Below are 16,159 nucleotides of genomic sequence, written 5' to 3'. Positions count from 1 at the left end.
CGCCTGGGACGCGTGAAAGCGACCGTCACCTGGGTGCTCTGTCAGCGCTGCCCTTAATCCCGAGGGAAACCTGCCCTGTGCCAACACGCACCCCTCGGGAAAGGATCATGCCAACTGCTGCGGATGTGAGCAAAATCCTGCGATCCGCGCGTAAACCATTGATTTAGCGTAGAGTTGGTGGGCGGCCCAGGCAGTTCCTTTAATGCCTCGGCATCTCATGGCTCTGGGTCTGCCTTTGCAATGGGCAAAGTCTGGCGCTGCGTGAGGCATCGCTGCACAAATTCTATGATGATTGCCTCGGCTTCGTGCTTAAATCCTGAAACGGAAGACCTTGTTCAGGAGTCACACGATGTCCGCACACACCGTTTCGGCCGCTCTCTTGGTGCTCGCCTTCTCGGCAGGCGGCGCCCTTGCCGGAGATCGGAGCCGGATGCCCGCGAACCCGCAAGCGGAGACCACCGGCAGCGTCGGGCGGCTGAGTGAACCGTTCGGCCTCTTCGAGGCTCCGCCCTACGATCCGCGCGATCTCGGGCCGCGCGCGGCGGGCCGCAGCGGCTTCAACCCCGACACCGCCCGCGCTCGCCACTACGCGCGCTGAGGCCGCGACGGGCCGGCCGATCACCCGCGTTCAGCAACGGGGATCGGCCGCTGCTTGCCCGGTGATTCTCATCCGTCGGCGCCGCACCCATCGGCTCCGGCGGTCCCCGGCTTTCGTATCGATGGAAAACCGGAGTTCAGGGCCGCGTACCGGATCGGACATCCATCACGATGCTTCGGGTGCGGTTCGGCGCGGCAGGACCCGGTAGTGGCGTCCGGCGTAGAGCAAGCCGTCGATATCCCTGATCTCGGCAAGCGCCTCGACCTCACAAATCAGCACGTCGTGGGTGCCGACCTCGTGCCGATCGACGATGCGGCAGTCGAAGGCGACGAGAGCATCCGGCAGGACCGGCGCCCCGGTCTGCAAGATGCCCCACTCCCGCCCGTTGAAGCGCTCGTCGCGCGGGACGCGGCCGGCAAAATCCGCCGCGAGGCCTTCGTGCGCCGCCGTCAGCGTGTTGATGCAGAGCACGCCGTTTCGAAGAAAGGCGGGATAGGCGGAGGAGCCGCGGTTGAGGCAGACCAGCAGCGTCGGCGGACCGTCGCTGACGCTGCAGACCGAGGTCGCGGTGAGACCCGCCCGGCCGCCCGGCCCGTCGGTGGTGACGAGATGCACCGCGCTCGCGAGTTGCGCCATCGCCTCGCGATAGGCCGAGGCGGAGGGGGTCTCGGAGTCGGGTGAAGTCATAGGGTTACGCCTCTCGGGGCCGAAATCGGGTCCCGATCGTTGAGCAGGACGTCGCAAGGCCCGGTCGAGCGCTCGCGAAAGCATGACGCGGTGGGCGCTCCGGCCGTTCCGGTCAAGGGCGCGGGTCGTCGTCCGGAGTGATCGCGACGGGATCGTCCCGTGCATTTCCGAAGATCGGTGCGGGATGGCACCGGGCAGAGCCCGTCCGTCGCCTTGCGGAACCGGCCGGCCCTGTCGGATGAAGCGCGGGTCGAACACCTTCGGAGACCGTGCCATTCCCGCTGCCGAACCGCATCGCCCGGCCCCGGTCCGCCAGCGCTCGCACGGAATCGTGCGCCTGCGCGCCGCCCCGGCCGGCACCGCCGCGCACGCCCCGACGCGGATCGTGGATCTCGCCGAGAGCGGTCCCTTGCGCCTTCGCTTCCCCCGCCAGGGCTCCGAGCGGATGCTGGAGGGCGTCTTGGTCAATACCGGCGGCGGCGTCGCCTGCGGTGATCGGTTCGAGGTCTCGGTCGTGGTCGAGGCCGGCGGCGCCTGCTTGCTGACCACGACCGCGGCGGAGAAGATCTACCGCTCGGACCTGCCGGATGCGGAGATCCTCAACCGGGCGAGCGTCGGCTCCGGCGCGCGCCTCGACTGGCTGCCGCAGGAGACGATCCTGTTCGATCGTGCCCGGCTCCGGCGCCGGTTCGAGGCGGATCTCGCCCGCGACGCCGCGTTGCTCGTGGCCGAGATCGCGGTGCTCGGCCGGGCGGCGCGAGATGAGAGCTTGCAGGAGGCCCTGTTCGAGGATCGCTGGCGCATCCGCCGCGACAGCCGCCTCGCCTATGCCGACGATCTGCGCCTCGACGGCCCGGTGAGTGCGCTCATGGCCCGCACCGCGATCGGCGGCGGCGCCCGCGCGCTCGCGACGATCCTCGACTTCGCGCCCGGTGCCGAAGCACGGATCGACGAAGCACGCGCCCTTCTCGGCACGTTGCCTGACTCCGTCGAGGCAGGCGCGAGCGCCTGGAACGGTCATCTCGCCGTGCGGATGCTGGCGCCGACCGTCGCGCCGCTGCGCGAGGGCGCCGCCCGTTTCCTGGCCGCGTGGCGCGGGCAGCCGATGCCGCGCGTCTGGCAGAGCTGACCGACCCGCTTGACCTCGGCGCGAGCATGATCCTTGCTCGCGCCGACCTTCAAACCCGGCCGCCTGCCACCTCAGCCCTCTGCCTCAGGACGCACGCCTTGCTCCTTACGCCCCGCGAGAAAGACAAGCTCCTCGTCGCCATGGCCGCCCAGGTCGCCCGCAACCGGCTGGCGCGTGGGGTCAAGCTCAACCATCCCGAGGCGGTCGCGCTCATCACCGACTTCGTCGTCGAGGGTGCCCGCGACGGTCGCTCCGTCGCCGAATTGATGCAGGCGGGGGCCACCGTCCTCGACGCCTCGCAGGTGATGGAGGGGGTGCCGGAGATGATCCACGACATCCAGGTCGAGGCGACCTTTCCCGACGGCACCAAGCTCGTCACGGTCCACCACCCGATCCGCGGCATCCCCTCGGCGGACGTGCCTGGCACCGTGACGACCCTGCCCGCCGAGATCGTGTTCAACGTGGGCGCGCCGCGCACCGTGATCGAGGTCGCCAATACCGGCGATCGCCCGATTCAGGTCGGCTCGCACTACCACTTCTTCGAGGTGAATCCGGGCCTCGTCTTCGACCGCGACAAGGCCCGAGGCCAGCGCCTCGACATCGCGCCGGGCACCGCGGTGCGCTTCGAGCCGGGCTCGACCCGCGCGGTGGCGCTCGTGCCGCTTTCGGGAGACCGAAAGGTCTTCGGCTTCCGCGGCGACGTGATGGGTCCTCTGTGAGCCTGACCGACGAGGTGCACGAGCGCGACCGGGGGATGATGGCGCTCGATGCCGAGGCGCATTTGCTGACGACGAAAAAGCGCGGCGTCTGCGCGATCTCCGGCGTCGAGATGAACCGCCGCAATCTCGTTCCGTTGGCGAGCCTGCGCCCGGCGCTCGCCGGACATATCCGGTCGGACTATCCGGGCCTCGCCGACGACGCGCTCATCAGCGTCAAGGAACTCGCCCGGTACCGCACCCGCTACGTCGCCGAACTGCTGGCGGAGGAGCACGGCGAGTATTCCGATCTCGACCGGCAGGTGGCCGAGAGCATCGCCGCGCAAGACACGATCGCCGAGAACGTCGAGGAAGATTACGACGAGCACCGCAGCTTCGGCGAGCGCGTCTCGGACGGGCTCGCCGCCTTCGGCGGGTCCTGGGCCTTCCTCATCAGCTTCGCGCTGGTGCTGGCCGCCTGGATGGCAGTGAACGTCACCATGGGTGAGAGGGGGGCGTTCGACCCCTACCCGTTCATCCTGCTCAACCTCGTCCTGTCCTGCCTCGCGGCGATCCAGGCGCCGATCATCATGATGAGCCAGAGCCGGCAGGACAAGAAGGACCGCCTGCGCTCAAACAACGATTACCGCGTCAACCTGAAGGCGGAGCTGGAAATCCGGCATCTGCACGAGAAGATGGATCATCTCGTCACGAAGCAGTGGCAGAGACTGGCGGAAATCCAGCAGATCCAGCTCGAGATGCTTCAGGAGATGCGCACCCGTGTGGCGCGCAAGCCGGTCGTCAAGGTCAAGAAGGTCGTGCGCAAGAAGCGCGCGAAGCCAGCGACCTCCGACGCGGCTCCGCCCGCCGCCGGGGCCGGACCGCCCTCCGGACCGCCCTCGCCCGATCCCGCGGCCTGAGGGCTTCCTGCCCGACCCCCTCGGCACCGATCCTGCCTGTCCCCCTGGCGTCCCTGAAACCTGAGTGTCCCTCATGTCTGCCCGCCTGCCCCGCGCCGCCTATGCCGACATGTTTGGCCCGACCACCGGCGATCGCATCCGGCTCGCCGACACCAGCCTGGAGATCGAGATCGAGCGCGACTTCACGACCTATGGCGAGGAGGTGAAGTTCGGCGGCGGCAAGGTGATCCGCGACGGGATGGGCCAATCACAGGCGACGAACGCGGAAGGCGCGGTCGACACCGTCATCACCAACGCCGTCGTGCTGGATCACTGGGGCATCGTGAAGTGCGATGTCGGCATCGTGCGCGGCCGGATCTTCAAGCTCGGCAAGGCCGGCAACCCGGATGTTCAGGCGAATGTCGACATCGTCGTCGGCCCCGGCACCGAGGTGATCGCGGGCGAGGGCAAGATCCTCACCGCCGGCGGCTTCGACAGCCACATCCACTTCATCTGCCCACAGCAGATCGAGGAGGCCTTGTGTTCCGGCGTCACGACGATGCTGGGCGGCGGCACGGGTCCCGCGCACGGTACCTTCGCCACCACCTGCACGCCCGGCCCCTGGCACATCGCTCGGATGATCGAGGCGGCGGACCATTTTCCAATGAACCTCGCCTTTGCCGGCAAGGGCAATGCCTCGGTGCCCGGCGCCCTGGAGGAGATGATCCGAGCCGGCGCCTGCGCGATGAAGCTGCACGAGGATTGGGGCACCACGCCCGCCGCGATCGACACCTGCCTAACGGTCGCCGACGCCTACGACGTGCAGGTCATGATCCACACCGACACGCTCAACGAGTCGGGTTTCGTCGAGGACACGATCGCCGCCTTCAAGGGCCGCACCATCCACGCCTTCCATACGGAGGGCGCGGGCGGCGGACACGCGCCGGACATCATGCGGGTCGCGGGGCTCGCCAACGTGCTCCCGTCGTCGACGAATCCGACGCGGCCGTTCACGAAGAACACCATCGACGAGCATCTCGACATGCTGATGGTGTGCCACCACCTCGACCCATCGATTCCCGAAGACCTCGCCTTCGCCGAGAGCCGCATCCGCAAGGAGACCATCGCGGCCGAGGACATCCTGCACGATCTCGGCGCGCTCTCGATGATGTCCTCCGACAGCCAAGCGATGGGCCGGGTCGGCGAGGTCGTGATCCGCACGTGGCAGACCGCCGACAAGATGAAGCGCCAGCGCGGCGCCCTGCCCGGAGACGCGTCGGGCAACGACAACCTGCGGGCGCGACGCTACGTGGCGAAGTACACGATCAATCCGGCCATCGCCCACGGCGTGTCGCGGCACATCGGCTCCGTGGAGGCGGGCAAGCTCGCCGACCTCGTTCTGTGGACGCCCTCCTTCTTCGGGGTGAAGCCGGACCTCGTCATGAAGGGCGGAATGATCGCCACCGCCCCGATGGGTGATCCCAACGCCTCGATCCCGACGCCGCAGCCGGTGCATTACCGACCGATGTTCGGCGCCTACGGCCGCGCCCCGTTTGCCACGGCCCTCACCTTCGTCTCGAAGGCCGCGATCGAGGACGGGGTGAAGGAGCGGCTGCGCGTCTCCAAGGAGCTGGTGGCGGTGGAGAACGTGCGCGGCGGCATCTCGAAGAAGAGCATGATCCTCAACGACGCGACGCCGGTGATCGAGATCGACCCCGAGACCTACGATGTGCGCGCCGATGGCGAGCTGCTGGTCTGCGAGCCGGCCGAGGTTCTGCCGATGGCGCAGCGCTATTTCCTGTTCTGAACCATGATCCGCGCCACCCGCGTCATTCGCCGTGATCGTCTCGGCTCCGGCGAGATCGTCGATCGCATCGTGCTCGATTCGAACGACCGCCACCGCCGCCGCATGGCGATGCGCGGCGTCGGCGGCACCGCCTTCCTGCTCGACCTCGCCGAGGCCACCGTGCTCGATGACGGTGACGCCCTCGCGCTGGAGGATGGCCGGCTGGTCTGGGTCGAGGCGGCGCCGGAGGCGTTGCTCGAGATCCGCGCGCCCTCCCCGCACGCGCTCAAGCGACTGATCTGGCACATCGGCAACCGGCACATCCCCGCCGAGATCGGCGAGGAGGCGGTGTGGATCGGCCACGACCACGTGCTCGCCGAGATGGTGCGGGGTTTAGGGGGCAGCGCCGAGCCGGTGACGCGGCCGTTCCGGCCCGAGGGCGGCGCTTATGCCGGCGGGCACGGGCATGCCGAGAGGCACGACCATGGGCACGCTCATTCGCACGGCCACCATCACGCCCATGATTGATGCGCTGCGGCTGATGGCGTGGCTCTCGCCGACCTACCCGGTCGGTGCCTTCGCCTATTCCCACGGACTCGAATGGGCAGTGGAGTGCGGCGATGTGCGAGACGCCACCACCCTCTGCCACTGGCTCGGCGACGTGCTGGAGCGGGGCGCGGGGCGCAACGACATGATCCTCTGCGCCGCCGCCCATCGCGCCACGGAGGCGGGCGACGGGGCGGGACTCGTCGAAATCAACGATCTCGCGCTGGCGCTCGCCCCCTCGCGCGAGCTTCACCTGGAAACGAGCCAGCAGGGCCGCAGCTTTCTCGACGCGACGTTGCGGGCGTGGCCCTGCCCTACCCTCTCGACCGTCGCCGAGCGGCTCGCGGCCGAGATTGCTTATCCCGTGGCCGTTGGCGCGGCGGCCGGCGCGCACAGCGTCGCGCGGAAAGCGACGGTGGCGGCCTACGGTCTCGCCTTCGTCCAGAACCTCGTCTCGGCGGCGCTACGGGTGGCGCCGGTCGGCCAGAGCGCCGGCACGGCGGTACTCGCCGCGCTCACGCCGCAGGTCGCTAAACTCGCGGAGACGCTTCAGGTCGGAGACCTCGACGCGCTCGGCAGCGCGACCCTGCGGCTCGATCTCGGTTCCTTCCGGCACGAGACGCAGTATTCCCGCATCTTCCGCTCCTGAGGACATCTTTGGACGTTATGGCATCCCTCAACGGACCTCTGCGCGTCGGCATCGGCGGCCCCGTCGGCTCGGGCAAGACGGCGCTGATGGAGCAGCTCTGCCGCCGCTTCCGCGACCGTTACGAGATCTGCGCGATCACCAACGACATCTACACCAAGGAGGATGCCCGCATCCTCACCGTGGCCGGGGCGCTACCCGAGGAGCGCATCCTCGGGGTCGAGACCGGCGGCTGCCCGCACACGGCGATCCGCGAGGACGCCTCGATCAACCTTGCCGCCGTGACGGAGATGCGTCGCCGATTTCCCCGGCTCGACCTCGTGCTGATCGAATCCGGCGGCGACAACCTCGCGGCGACCTTCTCGCCGGAACTGGCCGACATCACCCTCTACGTCATCGACGTGGCGGGCGGCGAGAAGATCCCGCGGAAGGGCGGACCCGGCATCACTCGCTCGGACCTGCTCATCGTCAACAAGACCGACCTCGCGCCACTGGTCGGCGCCGACCTCTCGGTGATGGAGGCCGACACGCGGCGGATGCGCGGTACGCGGCCTTACGTGTTCGCCTCGCTGCGCGAAGGACACGGGGCCGACACGGTCGCGCGCTTCATCGTCGAGGCGGGCGGATTGGGTTGAGGCCGGTTCAGGTGATCCGCATCGGGTGAGTGCGCATCATTTCGCCCCGCTCGCGGGGAGAAGGGAATCCGGCTGTACCCACTTTCCTCACGACGGGGCGGAACGGCGGAACGCGTCGCGTTCCTCCAACACCTCGATCAGGTCGAGCACGCGCACGACCTGACCCGAAACGTTCCACCACGGCGGTAGGCGGCGCGAGGCCAGGACCGGATGGTGGAGCACGGCCTCCACGAGGAACGCTGTCTCCGGCAGCGGCGGCGCCGAGAGGCCCGGCGCGCGGCTCGCGGGCAGGACGGCGCGGGCGAGCAGCCGAGCCTTGTGAGCGCCGCTCACGCGGGCGCGCCGGGTCACCGAATCGAGGCCGTTCACCTCCACCGCGCGGCCGATCTCCGCGTAGATCGTGCCGGCGGCGCGGATCGCCGGGCGGCAACCTAAGGGAAGTGCGGCGATGCCGGGCTCGGCGCGCGCGTAGAGCTCGGCGGCCGCCGTCAGCAGGTCGGCCACGACCCGTTGCAGGCCGGGGCTGAGCCGGGGGTCGGCGAGGAAGGCGCCCGGATCGATTCCGGCCGCGTCGAGCCAGTTCCGCGGCAGGTAGAGACGCCCGGCGCGGGCATCCTCGCCGACGTCGCGGGCGATGTTGGTCAACTGCATCGCCACGCCGAGGTCGCAGGCGCGGGCGAGCGCGTCCGCATCGCGCACGCCCATCACCAGCGTCATCATCGCCCCCACCGTTCCCGCGACGCGGGCGGCGTAGGCGGCGAGATCCGACAGGGTGTCGTAGCGCCGCCCTTCGAGGTCCCAGGCGAAGCCCTCGAGCAGGGCACGCGGCAGCGCCTCGGGGATGGTGTGGCGGGCCAAGACCTCGGCGAGCGCCCGGTCGGCCGGGTGGTCGGCGGGCCGGCCGGCGAGCGCCGCCGTCAGCCGCCGTTCCAGCCGCGCCAGGGATGCGCCCCGGTTGCCGCCCGCCGCGTCCACCGCATCGTCGGAGAGGCGGCAGAAGGCGTAGAGGCCGTAGGCGGACACCCGCACCTTAGGCGGCAGCAGCATCGAGGCCGCGAAAAAGCTTTTCGACCCGGCGCGGATCGTGGCCCGGCAGGCGGCCCAGTCGCTGGGGCTGGCGGCGGAGGGATCAGGCACGAACACGGGCATCCGGCACCACGGAATCGAGGACACGGGCCGAGGAGAGAACGCCCGGCAGACCAGCGCCGGGGTGTGTCCCCGCGCCGACGAGGAAGAGGTTCGCCACGTCCTCCGAGCGGTTGTGCGGGCGAAACCACGCCGATTGCGTCAGCACCGGTTCGAGCCCGAAGCCGGAGCCGCGAAAGCTCAGGAAGTCGTCGGAGAAGTCCTGCGGCGTCGTCACCCGCGAAGTGACGAGGGCGTCGGACAGCCCCGGCAGCACCGAGCCTTCGAGGAAGTGGGCGATCCGCTGGCGGTAGGGCTCGGCGAGCCGCGCCCAATCCTGGCCGCCGGCCAGGTTCGGCACCGGCGCGAGCACGTAGAAGGCATCGCAGCCCGGCGGGGCGAGCAGCGGGTCGGTCGCGGTCGGGCGGTGGAGGTAGAGGCTGAAATCGTCCGCCAGATGCTTGCGATCGAAAATGTCCTGCAGCAACGCGCGGTAGCGCGGGCCCATCAGGATCATGTGGTGATCGACCTCCGGGTATTTCCTCCGGGTGCCGAAATACCAGACGAACAGCCCCATGGAGGACGCGGCGCGCGCGAGCCGCCGCGCGCTCCAGCGCCGGGTCCGGCCGCCGAGCAACGTGCCGTAGGTGAAGGCGGAATCGGCGTTCGAGACGACGATGTCAGCGGGAATGCTCTCGCCGTCCGCCAACGCGACGCCGGTCGCCGCCCCGCCCTCGACCCGGATGCGCGCCACGTCCGCGCCGCAGCGGATCGTCCCGCCCTGCCCACGGATCAGGCCGCAGAGCCCGTCCACCAGCCGCCCGGTGCCGCCCATGGCGAAGTGGACGCCCCACTGCCGCTCCAGATGGGCGATGAGGCAGTAGATGCCGCTGGCGCGGAACGGGTTGCCGCCGATGAGCAGCGGATGGAAGCTGAAGACCGTGCGCAGCCGCTCGTCGCCGATGAAGCGGGCGACCACGTCGTAGACGCTGCGATGGCCCGAGAGGCGCAGGAGGTCGGGCGCGATCCGCAGCATCGCACCGACGCTCCCGAAGGGGACGTGGCCGAGTCTCTCGAATCCGACCCGGCACACGGCCTCGCTATGGGCCATGAAGCGCTCGTAGCCGGTCACGTCATCGGGCGAGAACCGGGCGACCTCCGCCCGCATCGCCGCGCGGTCGCCGCTATAGGCGAAGCTTTCGCCGTCCTCGAAGCGGATGCGGTAGAACGGCTGCATCGGCACGAGGGCGACGTCCTCGTGCATCGCCCGCCCGCACAGGCGCCACAGCTCCTCGAACAGGAACGGCGCCGTGACGATGGTCGGCCCGGCATCGAAGGTGAAGCCATCCTGCCGGTGAACGCGGGCACGGCCGCCGGGTTGGTCGAGCCGCTCCAGCACGGTGACGCGGTAACCGCGCGCGCCAAGCCGGATCGCCGCCGCCAGCCCGCCGAAGCCGGAACCGATCACGACGGCGTGCGGCCGGGCATCGGGGCCTGTCGCGTCAGTCGGCTTGACGGCAAGTGTCAACATCAGTTGACACTATGGCCGGGATTCTCGTTAGCGCAAGAGGCGATTCAGGCCGGCGTGGTCCGCGCGGCGCCCGCTTCCGCCAGGATGATGTCGGCAACCCGCTCCGGCGCCTCCTCGTGGGCGAGATGGCCGAGCCCCCGCAGCAGCTCGACGCGGGAGTCCGGCAGGCGCTCGCGGAGGGTGAAGGCGTCCTCCGGCTTGATCGCTTTGTCGTCGCCGCCGACGATCAGCAGCGTGCGGGTGTCGAGCCGCGGCAGATCGCGCGACAGTGCTGGCAGATCCCAGTTTGCCATCATGCCGAGCGCGCCGGCGACGTGGCCGGCGCGGGTGAACAGCCGCCGGTAGAGGTCGAGCCCCTGCGCATCGAGGCGCGAGCCGGTGCCGTCGATGAGCCGGCGCACCGCGGCCCGGTCGGCGCCCCAGGCGAAGACTTTCGGCGTCACCGGGTTGAGGAACAGCATCCGGGCAATGCTGGGAAACAGGAAGCTGGCAACCCCTGGAAACGGAGTCAGCGCGCCGTTGAGCGCCACCAACAGGTCGGGAGCGATGCGCCGGTCGAGGCACATCCGCGCGAGCACAGCGGCGCCGGCCGAGTGACCCACGGCGAGGCGCGGCGTCAGGCCGAGGCCGGCGGCGAGGTCGCCCACCGCCTCGGCCATGCCGGGCAGGGAGAGGTGGCGGGCAGGCAGCGGATCGGTGAAGCCGTGGCCCGGCAGATCGGGCGCCACTACGCGGAACCCGCGCGCGGCCAGGAGCGGCGCCAGCCCACGCCAGGAATGGGTCGCGGCCCCGGTGCCGTGCAGGAGCAGCAGGCCGGGTGCGTCCGGCTCGCCGAATTCCTGCAGGTGCCAGCGGAGGCCGGCCGCCTCGACGAAGCGGCTCGCGGCTCGGTGCGGCCAGTCGCGGCCGTCGCGCTCCCAATCCGGACGGTCGTCGTGGAGGGGCAAGAGCAAACGGGCCTCAGGCTGTGGCGGCGCGCACCGCCGCGCTGACGCTGCCCGCATCGGCGTGGGGCAGCGGACAATAGCGCGCCTGCGCCGCCTCGGCGAGGCGGCGCGCGCCGTCCGGACGCGCGCCGGTGTCGATCACGAGGATAGGCAGGCCTTGGACCCGCAGCAGGCGGGCGGCGGCCAGCGCCTCCTCCCCGGCGAGCGCCCGGCCGCCGAGGCCGGAGCGGGCGACGTTGGCGCGCCCGTCGGTGAGCAGGACGATGACTGGGCTTCCGCCCCCGCGGCGGATACCGAGCGCCAGGGCCGCCGCGGCGTCGAGCCCGGCGGCGAGCGGCGTGCCGCCCCCGCCCGGCAGGCCTGCCAGCGCGCGCTTGGCCCGCACTAGAGAGCGCGTCGGCGGCAGCACGGTCTCGGCGCCGGTGCCGCGGAAGGCAACGAGGGCGATCCGGTCGCGCCGGACGTAAGCCTCGGCGAGCAGCAATTCGACGGCGCCCTTCGCTTCCGCCAGCCGTTCGAGCGCCGCCGAGCCGGAGGCATCGACGCAGAAGATCGTCGTGGTCTCGCTGCGCCGCTTCAGCCGGCGGATCCGGAAATCCTCCGGGGTGACGACGATACGGCCCACGTCATCCCCGGCTCGACGCAGGCGCTGCCACGGGGCGGCGGCGCGGAGCGTCGCAATCAGGTCGAGCCGCCCCCGGCGCGGGTCGCCGGGACGGCTGCCGACTGGGCGGCCCAGCAGCGGCGAGGCCGAGGCCGCACCCATCCGCCCGGCAGCGGTCGCGCGCAGCGGCGGCCCGCCGGCGAGAAGCTGCGCCAGCAGATTTTTTGGCAATGCGGCGCGGACGGCTTCGAGCACCCTTTCGTCGGGCGCTTGTGCCGTCGACTCGTTTCGCTCCGACGCGTCGTCGGGCGCTGGCTGAGCGTCTTGCGGAGGATGCGGCTCCGGAGGCGGCGGGTGCTCTGCCGCGTCCCCGTCGGGTTGCGGCGGAGAGGGCAGCCGCGTCGCCCGCGGGGCGAGCACGAACCCGGCCGCTTCGATCAGGTCGGCCTCGCCCGGTTCCGCACGGCCCGCCGCCGCCGCGATCAGCCGGGCGGCCCGGAGGGCGAGGAGCGGCGCCCGCAGGGATGCGACGCCGAAGGCTTCCGCGACGGCGCACAGGGTGGCGACCGGATCGTCCGGGGCCTGTCCGGGTGGCATCGGCGCCCGCGACTCCCGTCGCGTCGGCGTCTCTCCCCGTCGTGATGCCGTGGCCTGCGCCTCGCGCAGGCCCACGCCGTTCAGGTCGATGCGGAAGGCGAGCCGGTCGGCGAGGGCCGCCGCGACGGCCTCGTCCTCATTCCCCTTGTCCTCTTGTCCTTCGTCGAGCAGCACGAGGCCGAACCGGGCCGGGAGCCGGGCGGCGAGACCGTCGCGTTCGAGTCTCAGCATTCCAGTATCGAGGGCGGCCGCGAGCCGGGCGACGGTGCCGCGCTCCAGCCGCTCGGCCATCGGCACCAGCACGAGCCCGCCATCGGCCTCCGCCAGAAGTCCGCGCTGGATCACGGGGCGGCCGGCGCGCAGGGTCGCGGGCAGATCGAGGCCACCGATCAGCCGGTCGTCGGCGATGCCCGGCGGCATCCGGCGGATCGGCCCGGCGAAAAGGTCGCGAAGATGGTCGAGCCAAAGGTCGCGCACCGGCCCGGCGCGAGCGCGCAGCACGATTCCGCCGAGGCCGTGCGGATCGGCGGCGAACAGGGCGGCGGCGCGCAGCGCATCGTCCCAGGCCCCGGCCGGATCGTCGGGCTCCGGGGCCATCGCGGGGCTCAGCGCTTGAACATCGGGTGCTCGACCCGGTCGCCGGCGCGGATGCCGAGCTTGGCGGCGGTGCCGGCATTGAGTTCGAGCACCGCCAGAACCGGCTCGCCCGACGAGATCACCTTGGTCGAGAGCGGCTCGGTGTCGGCGGCGATCCGGGCGATCGAGCCGTCGGAGCGGATGAACACCATGTCGAGCGAGAGGTAAGTGTTCTTCATCCACATGGTGGCCGGCGCCGGCCGCTCGAAGTCGAACAGCATGCCATGGTCGACGGGCATGGAACGGCGGTACATCAGCCCTTTGGCGCGCTGCGCGTCGGTGCGCATCACCTCGACTTGGAAGGCGTGGCGGCCATTCTTCGCGACGATGGCGAGCGGCTCGGTCGCGGCCTGGGCGGCAGGTGCCGTGTCCTGGGCTCGGGCCGGCGGCAGCTGGGTCGCCGCCGCCAGCGCGGCGAGACAGGCGGCGAGAAGGAGCTTGGACGCGGATCGGAACACGGGCACGCGGATCACCGTCAATGGGAGGCCGGAAGCGCCCCGTCGACGAGGCGGACTTCCGCCGCCATAGCACCCTTCGAGCCGTCGCCGTAGCGCACCAGCACCTGCTCGCCGGGCTTCAGCTCGGCGATGCCGTAACGGCGCAGAGTCTCCATGTGGACGAAGATGTCCGGCGTGCCGTCGCCGCGGCTGAGGAAGCCGAAGCCGCGCAGGCGATTGAACCATTTCACCACCGCAACCTCCAGGCCGCTCGTGGGCGTGACGACCTCATGCGTGCGCGCCATGGGCAGTTCGGAGGGGTGGAGCGCGGTCGACTGATCCAGCGAGATCACCCGGAAGGTCTGCCAGCCGCGGGCGCGCTTTACCGCCTCGACCACGATCCGCGCGCCCTCGCTCGCGGCCTGGTGACCATCCCGGCGCAGGCAGGTGATGTGCAGCAGCACGTCCGCCGAGCCGTCATCCGGCACGATGAAGCCGAACCCCTTCGAGACGTCGAACCACTTGATGCGCCCGGCGATCTCCACGAGTTCGGGCGGACGCTCCTCCTCGCTTTCCCGCTCCGTCGCGCGGTGCCGCATGTCCGGCGTGCGAAGCTCGACGGAACTCAATTCGTGATCGTTCGACATGTAAGCAACCCGTGCCGAATCGCGCGGCGCAATCCCGGAGCTACGTTAACAAAGTCAGATTACGCGGAAAGCCCGTTTGGCCGGCAACGGGACACTTCAAATGATCATTTTTCGAAGGCATGGCGACAATGTCGCATCTCCCCGGGGCCGTGTCGCCGGCCTGTCTGATCAGTCTTGAACAGATTCCGGCACGGGAGAGCGTGGCCGCACAAAGGGTTAAGGTCGCCCCTGCCGCCTTTCGCGGGAGTGTCGCCCCTCACGCGCACGATGCGAGGGGGCGCAGGGCCGGCTGTCCAGCAGGCAGCGGCTTACGCGCGCACCCTTCGCCCGGACCCGCGAACGGTGGTAGGCCGCGGCCATGTCTGCCTCCCCCACGTCCACGCCGCTCCGCCCGAGCCGGCGGATCGATGCCGTCGATCTGGCCCGCGGGACGGCGCTCGCGGCGATGGCGGCCTATCATGGGCTGTGGGACCTCGGCTTCCTGCAACTCACGCCCCAAAACTACGCGCTGACACCACCGGGACGCCTGGCGGCCCACGGCATCGCCGGCGCGTTCCTGCTGCTGGTCGGCGTCGGCCTCGTGCTCGCCAACGGCGACGGTGTGCGCTGGCGGCTCTTCATCCTGCGCCTCGCCCGTATCGGCGGCGCGGCGCTCCTCATCACGGTGGCGACGCGGATCGCCTTTCCGCAGAGCTACATCTTCTTCGGCATCCTGCACTGCATCGCCGTCTCCAGCCTGCTGGGACTGCCGTTCGTGTTCCTGCCGGCTTGGGTCGCGGCGCTCACCGCCGTCGGCGTGATGCTAGCCCCGCACGTCGTGGCCCATCCCCTGTTCGACGCGCCGGAATTCTATTTTCTCGGTCTCGGCCGAGGGCTGCCGGACAGCAACGACTGGGTGCCGCTGTTTCCCTGGTTCGGGCTGGTGCTGGCCGGGATCACGCTAGCCCAGCTGCTTCGGCCGAGGCTGGCAGGGTCGGCGCTCGCACAATGGCGCGCCCGTAACCCGATGGCGCGCGGGGCGGCCTTCGCCGGACGGCACAGCCTTGCGGTCTACCTCGTCCACCAGCCGGTGCTGCTCGCCCTCCTGACCGGCCTCGTGACGCTGACCGGTCCGCACCCGAAGGCCGGGCTCGCGAACTTCCGAAAGGATTACGTCGCGCACTGCACCCGCACCGGCGGCGAGGCGGGAGCCTGCCGGATCGCCGCCCGCTGCACCGCGGACGCCCTACGCCGGGAGGGGCTCTGGGGCTCCGGCAAACCGTATTCGGTCGAGGAGCGGGCCAAGGCGCAGGGCCTCTCGCAACGCTGCTACGAGGCCGCGGAAGGCACCGCGGCCCCGCCGTGAGGACTTCGTGTCTCTCACAAAACTCCCGCTGCGCTGTCCTCGCCAGAGCGAGAACGGTCGGTGACCGGGAGTTTTGTCAGGCGCTCTCAGTCCTTCGCACGCTCAACGTAGGAGCCGTCGGCCGTCATGATGACGACGCGGGTGCCGGTGGTGATGTGGGGCGGCACCGAGGTCTTCACGCCGTTCGACAGGAGCGCCGGCTTGTAGGACGAGGAGGCCGTCTGGCCCTTGGTGACCGGCTCGGTCTCGACAATCTCGAAGGTCATGCGCTGCGGCAGCTCGATGGTCAGCGGCACGCCGTTATGGGTCGAGAGGGACACGGTCATGCCCTCCTGCAGATAGGGGGCGGAGTCGCCGATGACGTCCGCCGGAACGGCGATCTGCTCGTAGCTCTCGGGGTTCATGAAGTGATACCCCTCGCCGTCCTGGTACAGGAAGGTGTGGTCGCGATCCTCGACGAAGGCGCGCTCGACCTGCTCGGTGGTGCGGTAGCGCTCGGAGACCTTCACGCCGTCGGTGATGCGGCGCATGTCGAGCTGCGTCACCGGCGTACCCTTGCCGGGATGGATGTTCTCAGCCGTCAGGATGACGTAGAGCTTGCCGTCCTTATCGACGACGTTGCCCTTGCGAAGGGTACTGGCAATCACTTTCACGAGCGTGGACCTTGGC

General features: G+C 70.3%; 17 protein-coding genes. 9 read left to right on the top strand and 8 right to left on the bottom strand.

Annotated elements, in window-relative coordinates; translation table 11 throughout:
• The first annotated feature begins 349 nt into the window (after positions 1-349).
• Positions 350-598: a hypothetical protein gene (locus MFF24_RS04180; protein ID WP_238222587.1), complete on the top strand. Its 249-nt coding sequence runs from the start codon at positions 350-352 to the stop codon at positions 596-598.
• 165 nt (positions 599-763) lie between these two features.
• On the opposite strand, the gene MFF24_RS04175 is transcribed toward MFF24_RS04180, so the two are convergent.
• Positions 764-1,285 carry a flavin reductase gene (locus MFF24_RS04175; RefSeq protein WP_238222586.1) on the bottom strand — a complete coding sequence of 174 codons (522 nt, stop codon included), beginning with the start codon at positions 1,283-1,285 and terminating at the stop codon, positions 764-766.
• A 238-nt stretch (positions 1,286-1,523) separates the two neighbouring features.
• Between MFF24_RS04175 and MFF24_RS04170 the strand changes: the two genes are divergently transcribed.
• The 7 genes from MFF24_RS04170 (at position 1,524) to ureG (ending at position 7,621) form a co-directional block, all read left to right on the top strand.
• The gene (locus MFF24_RS04170) at positions 1,524-2,414 is read left to right on the top strand and encodes an urease accessory protein UreD (protein WP_238222585.1); all 891 of its coding nucleotides are present in this window, start codon (positions 1,524-1,526) and stop codon (positions 2,412-2,414) included.
• A 98-nt stretch (positions 2,415-2,512) separates the two neighbouring features.
• Positions 2,513-3,133, top strand: a complete 621-nt coding sequence (locus tag MFF24_RS04165) for an urease subunit gamma (RefSeq protein ID WP_238222584.1) — start codon at positions 2,513-2,515, stop codon at positions 3,131-3,133.
• Positions 3,130-4,029, top strand: coding sequence for a DUF1003 domain-containing protein (locus MFF24_RS04160; protein WP_238222583.1), 900 nt, complete (start codon positions 3,130-3,132; stop codon positions 4,027-4,029). The genes MFF24_RS04165 and MFF24_RS04160 overlap by 4 nt, the downstream gene beginning before the upstream one ends.
• A gap of 73 nt (positions 4,030-4,102) precedes the next feature.
• Positions 4,103-5,815, top strand: coding sequence for an urease subunit alpha (gene ureC, locus MFF24_RS04155; RefSeq protein WP_238222581.1), 1,713 nt, complete (start codon positions 4,103-4,105; stop codon positions 5,813-5,815).
• 3 nt (positions 5,816-5,818) lie between these two features.
• Positions 5,819-6,322 (top strand): urease accessory protein UreE, encoded by a 504-nt coding sequence (locus MFF24_RS04150; protein ID WP_238222579.1) that lies wholly within the window; start codon positions 5,819-5,821, stop codon positions 6,320-6,322.
• A complete protein-coding gene (locus tag MFF24_RS04145; protein WP_238222577.1) occupies positions 6,279-6,989 on the top strand; it encodes an urease accessory protein UreF in 711 nt (236 codons plus the stop codon). The genes MFF24_RS04150 and MFF24_RS04145 overlap by 44 nt, the downstream gene beginning before the upstream one ends.
• 17 nt (positions 6,990-7,006) lie before the next feature.
• A complete protein-coding gene (gene ureG / locus MFF24_RS04140; protein WP_108940853.1) occupies positions 7,007-7,621 on the top strand; it encodes an urease accessory protein UreG in 615 nt (204 codons plus the stop codon).
• 87 nt (positions 7,622-7,708) lie between these two features.
• Here ureG and MFF24_RS04135 read toward each other — a convergent pair whose 3' ends face one another.
• From MFF24_RS04135 to MFF24_RS04110, 6 genes are read right to left on the bottom strand one after another with little or no spacing between them, the layout of a single operon-like run.
• Positions 7,709-8,770: a phytoene/squalene synthase family protein gene (locus MFF24_RS04135; RefSeq protein WP_238222575.1), complete on the bottom strand. Its 1,062-nt coding sequence runs from the start codon at positions 8,768-8,770 to the stop codon at positions 7,709-7,711.
• Positions 8,751-10,277: a phytoene desaturase gene (locus MFF24_RS04130; RefSeq protein ID WP_238222573.1), complete on the bottom strand. Its 1,527-nt coding sequence runs from the start codon at positions 10,275-10,277 to the stop codon at positions 8,751-8,753. Before MFF24_RS04130 ends, MFF24_RS04135 begins: the two co-directional genes overlap by 20 nt.
• A 44-nt stretch (positions 10,278-10,321) precedes the next feature.
• Positions 10,322-11,224, bottom strand: a complete 903-nt coding sequence (gene bchO / locus MFF24_RS04125; RefSeq protein ID WP_373322654.1) for an alpha/beta fold hydrolase BchO — start codon at positions 11,222-11,224, stop codon at positions 10,322-10,324.
• A gap of 13 nt (positions 11,225-11,237) precedes the next feature.
• Positions 11,238-13,022: a magnesium chelatase subunit D gene (locus MFF24_RS04120; RefSeq protein WP_238222569.1), complete on the bottom strand. Its 1,785-nt coding sequence runs from the start codon at positions 13,020-13,022 to the stop codon at positions 11,238-11,240.
• An 8-nt stretch (positions 13,023-13,030) separates the two neighbouring features.
• A complete protein-coding gene (locus MFF24_RS04115) occupies positions 13,031-13,540 on the bottom strand; it encodes a DUF192 domain-containing protein (RefSeq protein ID WP_108940848.1) in 510 nt (169 codons plus the stop codon).
• Complete coding sequence (locus MFF24_RS04110) at positions 13,537-14,097, bottom strand: cold-shock protein (protein WP_108942976.1); 561 nt, start codon at positions 14,095-14,097, stop codon at positions 13,537-13,539. The genes MFF24_RS04115 and MFF24_RS04110 overlap by 4 nt, the downstream gene beginning before the upstream one ends.
• A 406-nt stretch (positions 14,098-14,503) precedes the next feature.
• Here MFF24_RS04110 and MFF24_RS04105 point away from each other — a divergent pair, with 406 nt between their 5' ends.
• Entirely contained in the window at positions 14,504-15,490 is a 987-nt protein-coding gene (locus tag MFF24_RS04105) for a heparan-alpha-glucosaminide N-acetyltransferase (protein WP_238222560.1), read from the top strand.
• An 86-nt stretch (positions 15,491-15,576) separates the two neighbouring features.
• On the opposite strand, the gene efp is transcribed toward MFF24_RS04105, so the two are convergent.
• On the bottom strand, positions 15,577-16,143 hold the full coding sequence (efp, locus tag MFF24_RS04100; protein WP_238222557.1) for an elongation factor P: 567 nt from the start codon (positions 16,141-16,143) through the stop codon (positions 15,577-15,579).
• Between the last annotated feature and the right edge of the window lie 16 nt (positions 16,144-16,159).

This window comes from Methylorubrum aminovorans (assembly GCF_022179725.1).
Lineage (GTDB): Bacteria > Pseudomonadota > Alphaproteobacteria > Rhizobiales > Beijerinckiaceae > Methylobacterium > Methylobacterium aminovorans.
This window is presented reverse-complemented; position numbering and strand designations above follow the sequence as displayed.

Bases quoted from the DNA above. Each gene is read 5' to 3' on its own strand.
- MFF24_RS04180 (WP_238222587.1), top strand. From the start codon at position 350: ATGTCCGCACACACCGTTTCGGCCGCTCTCTTGGTGCTCGCCTTCTCG.
- MFF24_RS04175 (WP_238222586.1), bottom strand. From the start codon at position 1,285: ATGACTTCACCCGACTCCGAGACCCCCTCCGCCTCGGCCTATCGCGAG.
- MFF24_RS04170 (WP_238222585.1), top strand. From the start codon at position 1,524: ATGAAGCGCGGGTCGAACACCTTCGGAGACCGTGCCATTCCCGCTGCC.
- ureC (WP_238222581.1), top strand. From the start codon at position 4,103: ATGTCTGCCCGCCTGCCCCGCGCCGCCTATGCCGACATGTTTGGCCCG.
- MFF24_RS04150 (WP_238222579.1), top strand. From the start codon at position 5,819: ATGATCCGCGCCACCCGCGTCATTCGCCGTGATCGTCTCGGCTCCGGC.
- MFF24_RS04145 (WP_238222577.1), top strand. From the start codon at position 6,279: ATGGGCACGCTCATTCGCACGGCCACCATCACGCCCATGATTGATGCG.
- ureG (WP_108940853.1), top strand. From the start codon at position 7,007: ATGGCATCCCTCAACGGACCTCTGCGCGTCGGCATCGGCGGCCCCGTC.
- MFF24_RS04135 (WP_238222575.1), bottom strand. From the start codon at position 8,770: ATGCCCGTGTTCGTGCCTGATCCCTCCGCCGCCAGCCCCAGCGACTGG.
- MFF24_RS04130 (WP_238222573.1), bottom strand. From the start codon at position 10,277: ATGTTGACACTTGCCGTCAAGCCGACTGACGCGACAGGCCCCGATGCC.
- MFF24_RS04120 (WP_238222569.1), bottom strand. From the start codon at position 13,022: ATGGCCCCGGAGCCCGACGATCCGGCCGGGGCCTGGGACGATGCGCTG.
- MFF24_RS04110 (WP_108942976.1), bottom strand. From the start codon at position 14,097: ATGCGGCACCGCGCGACGGAGCGGGAAAGCGAGGAGGAGCGTCCGCCC.
- MFF24_RS04105 (WP_238222560.1), top strand. From the start codon at position 14,504: ATGTCTGCCTCCCCCACGTCCACGCCGCTCCGCCCGAGCCGGCGGATC.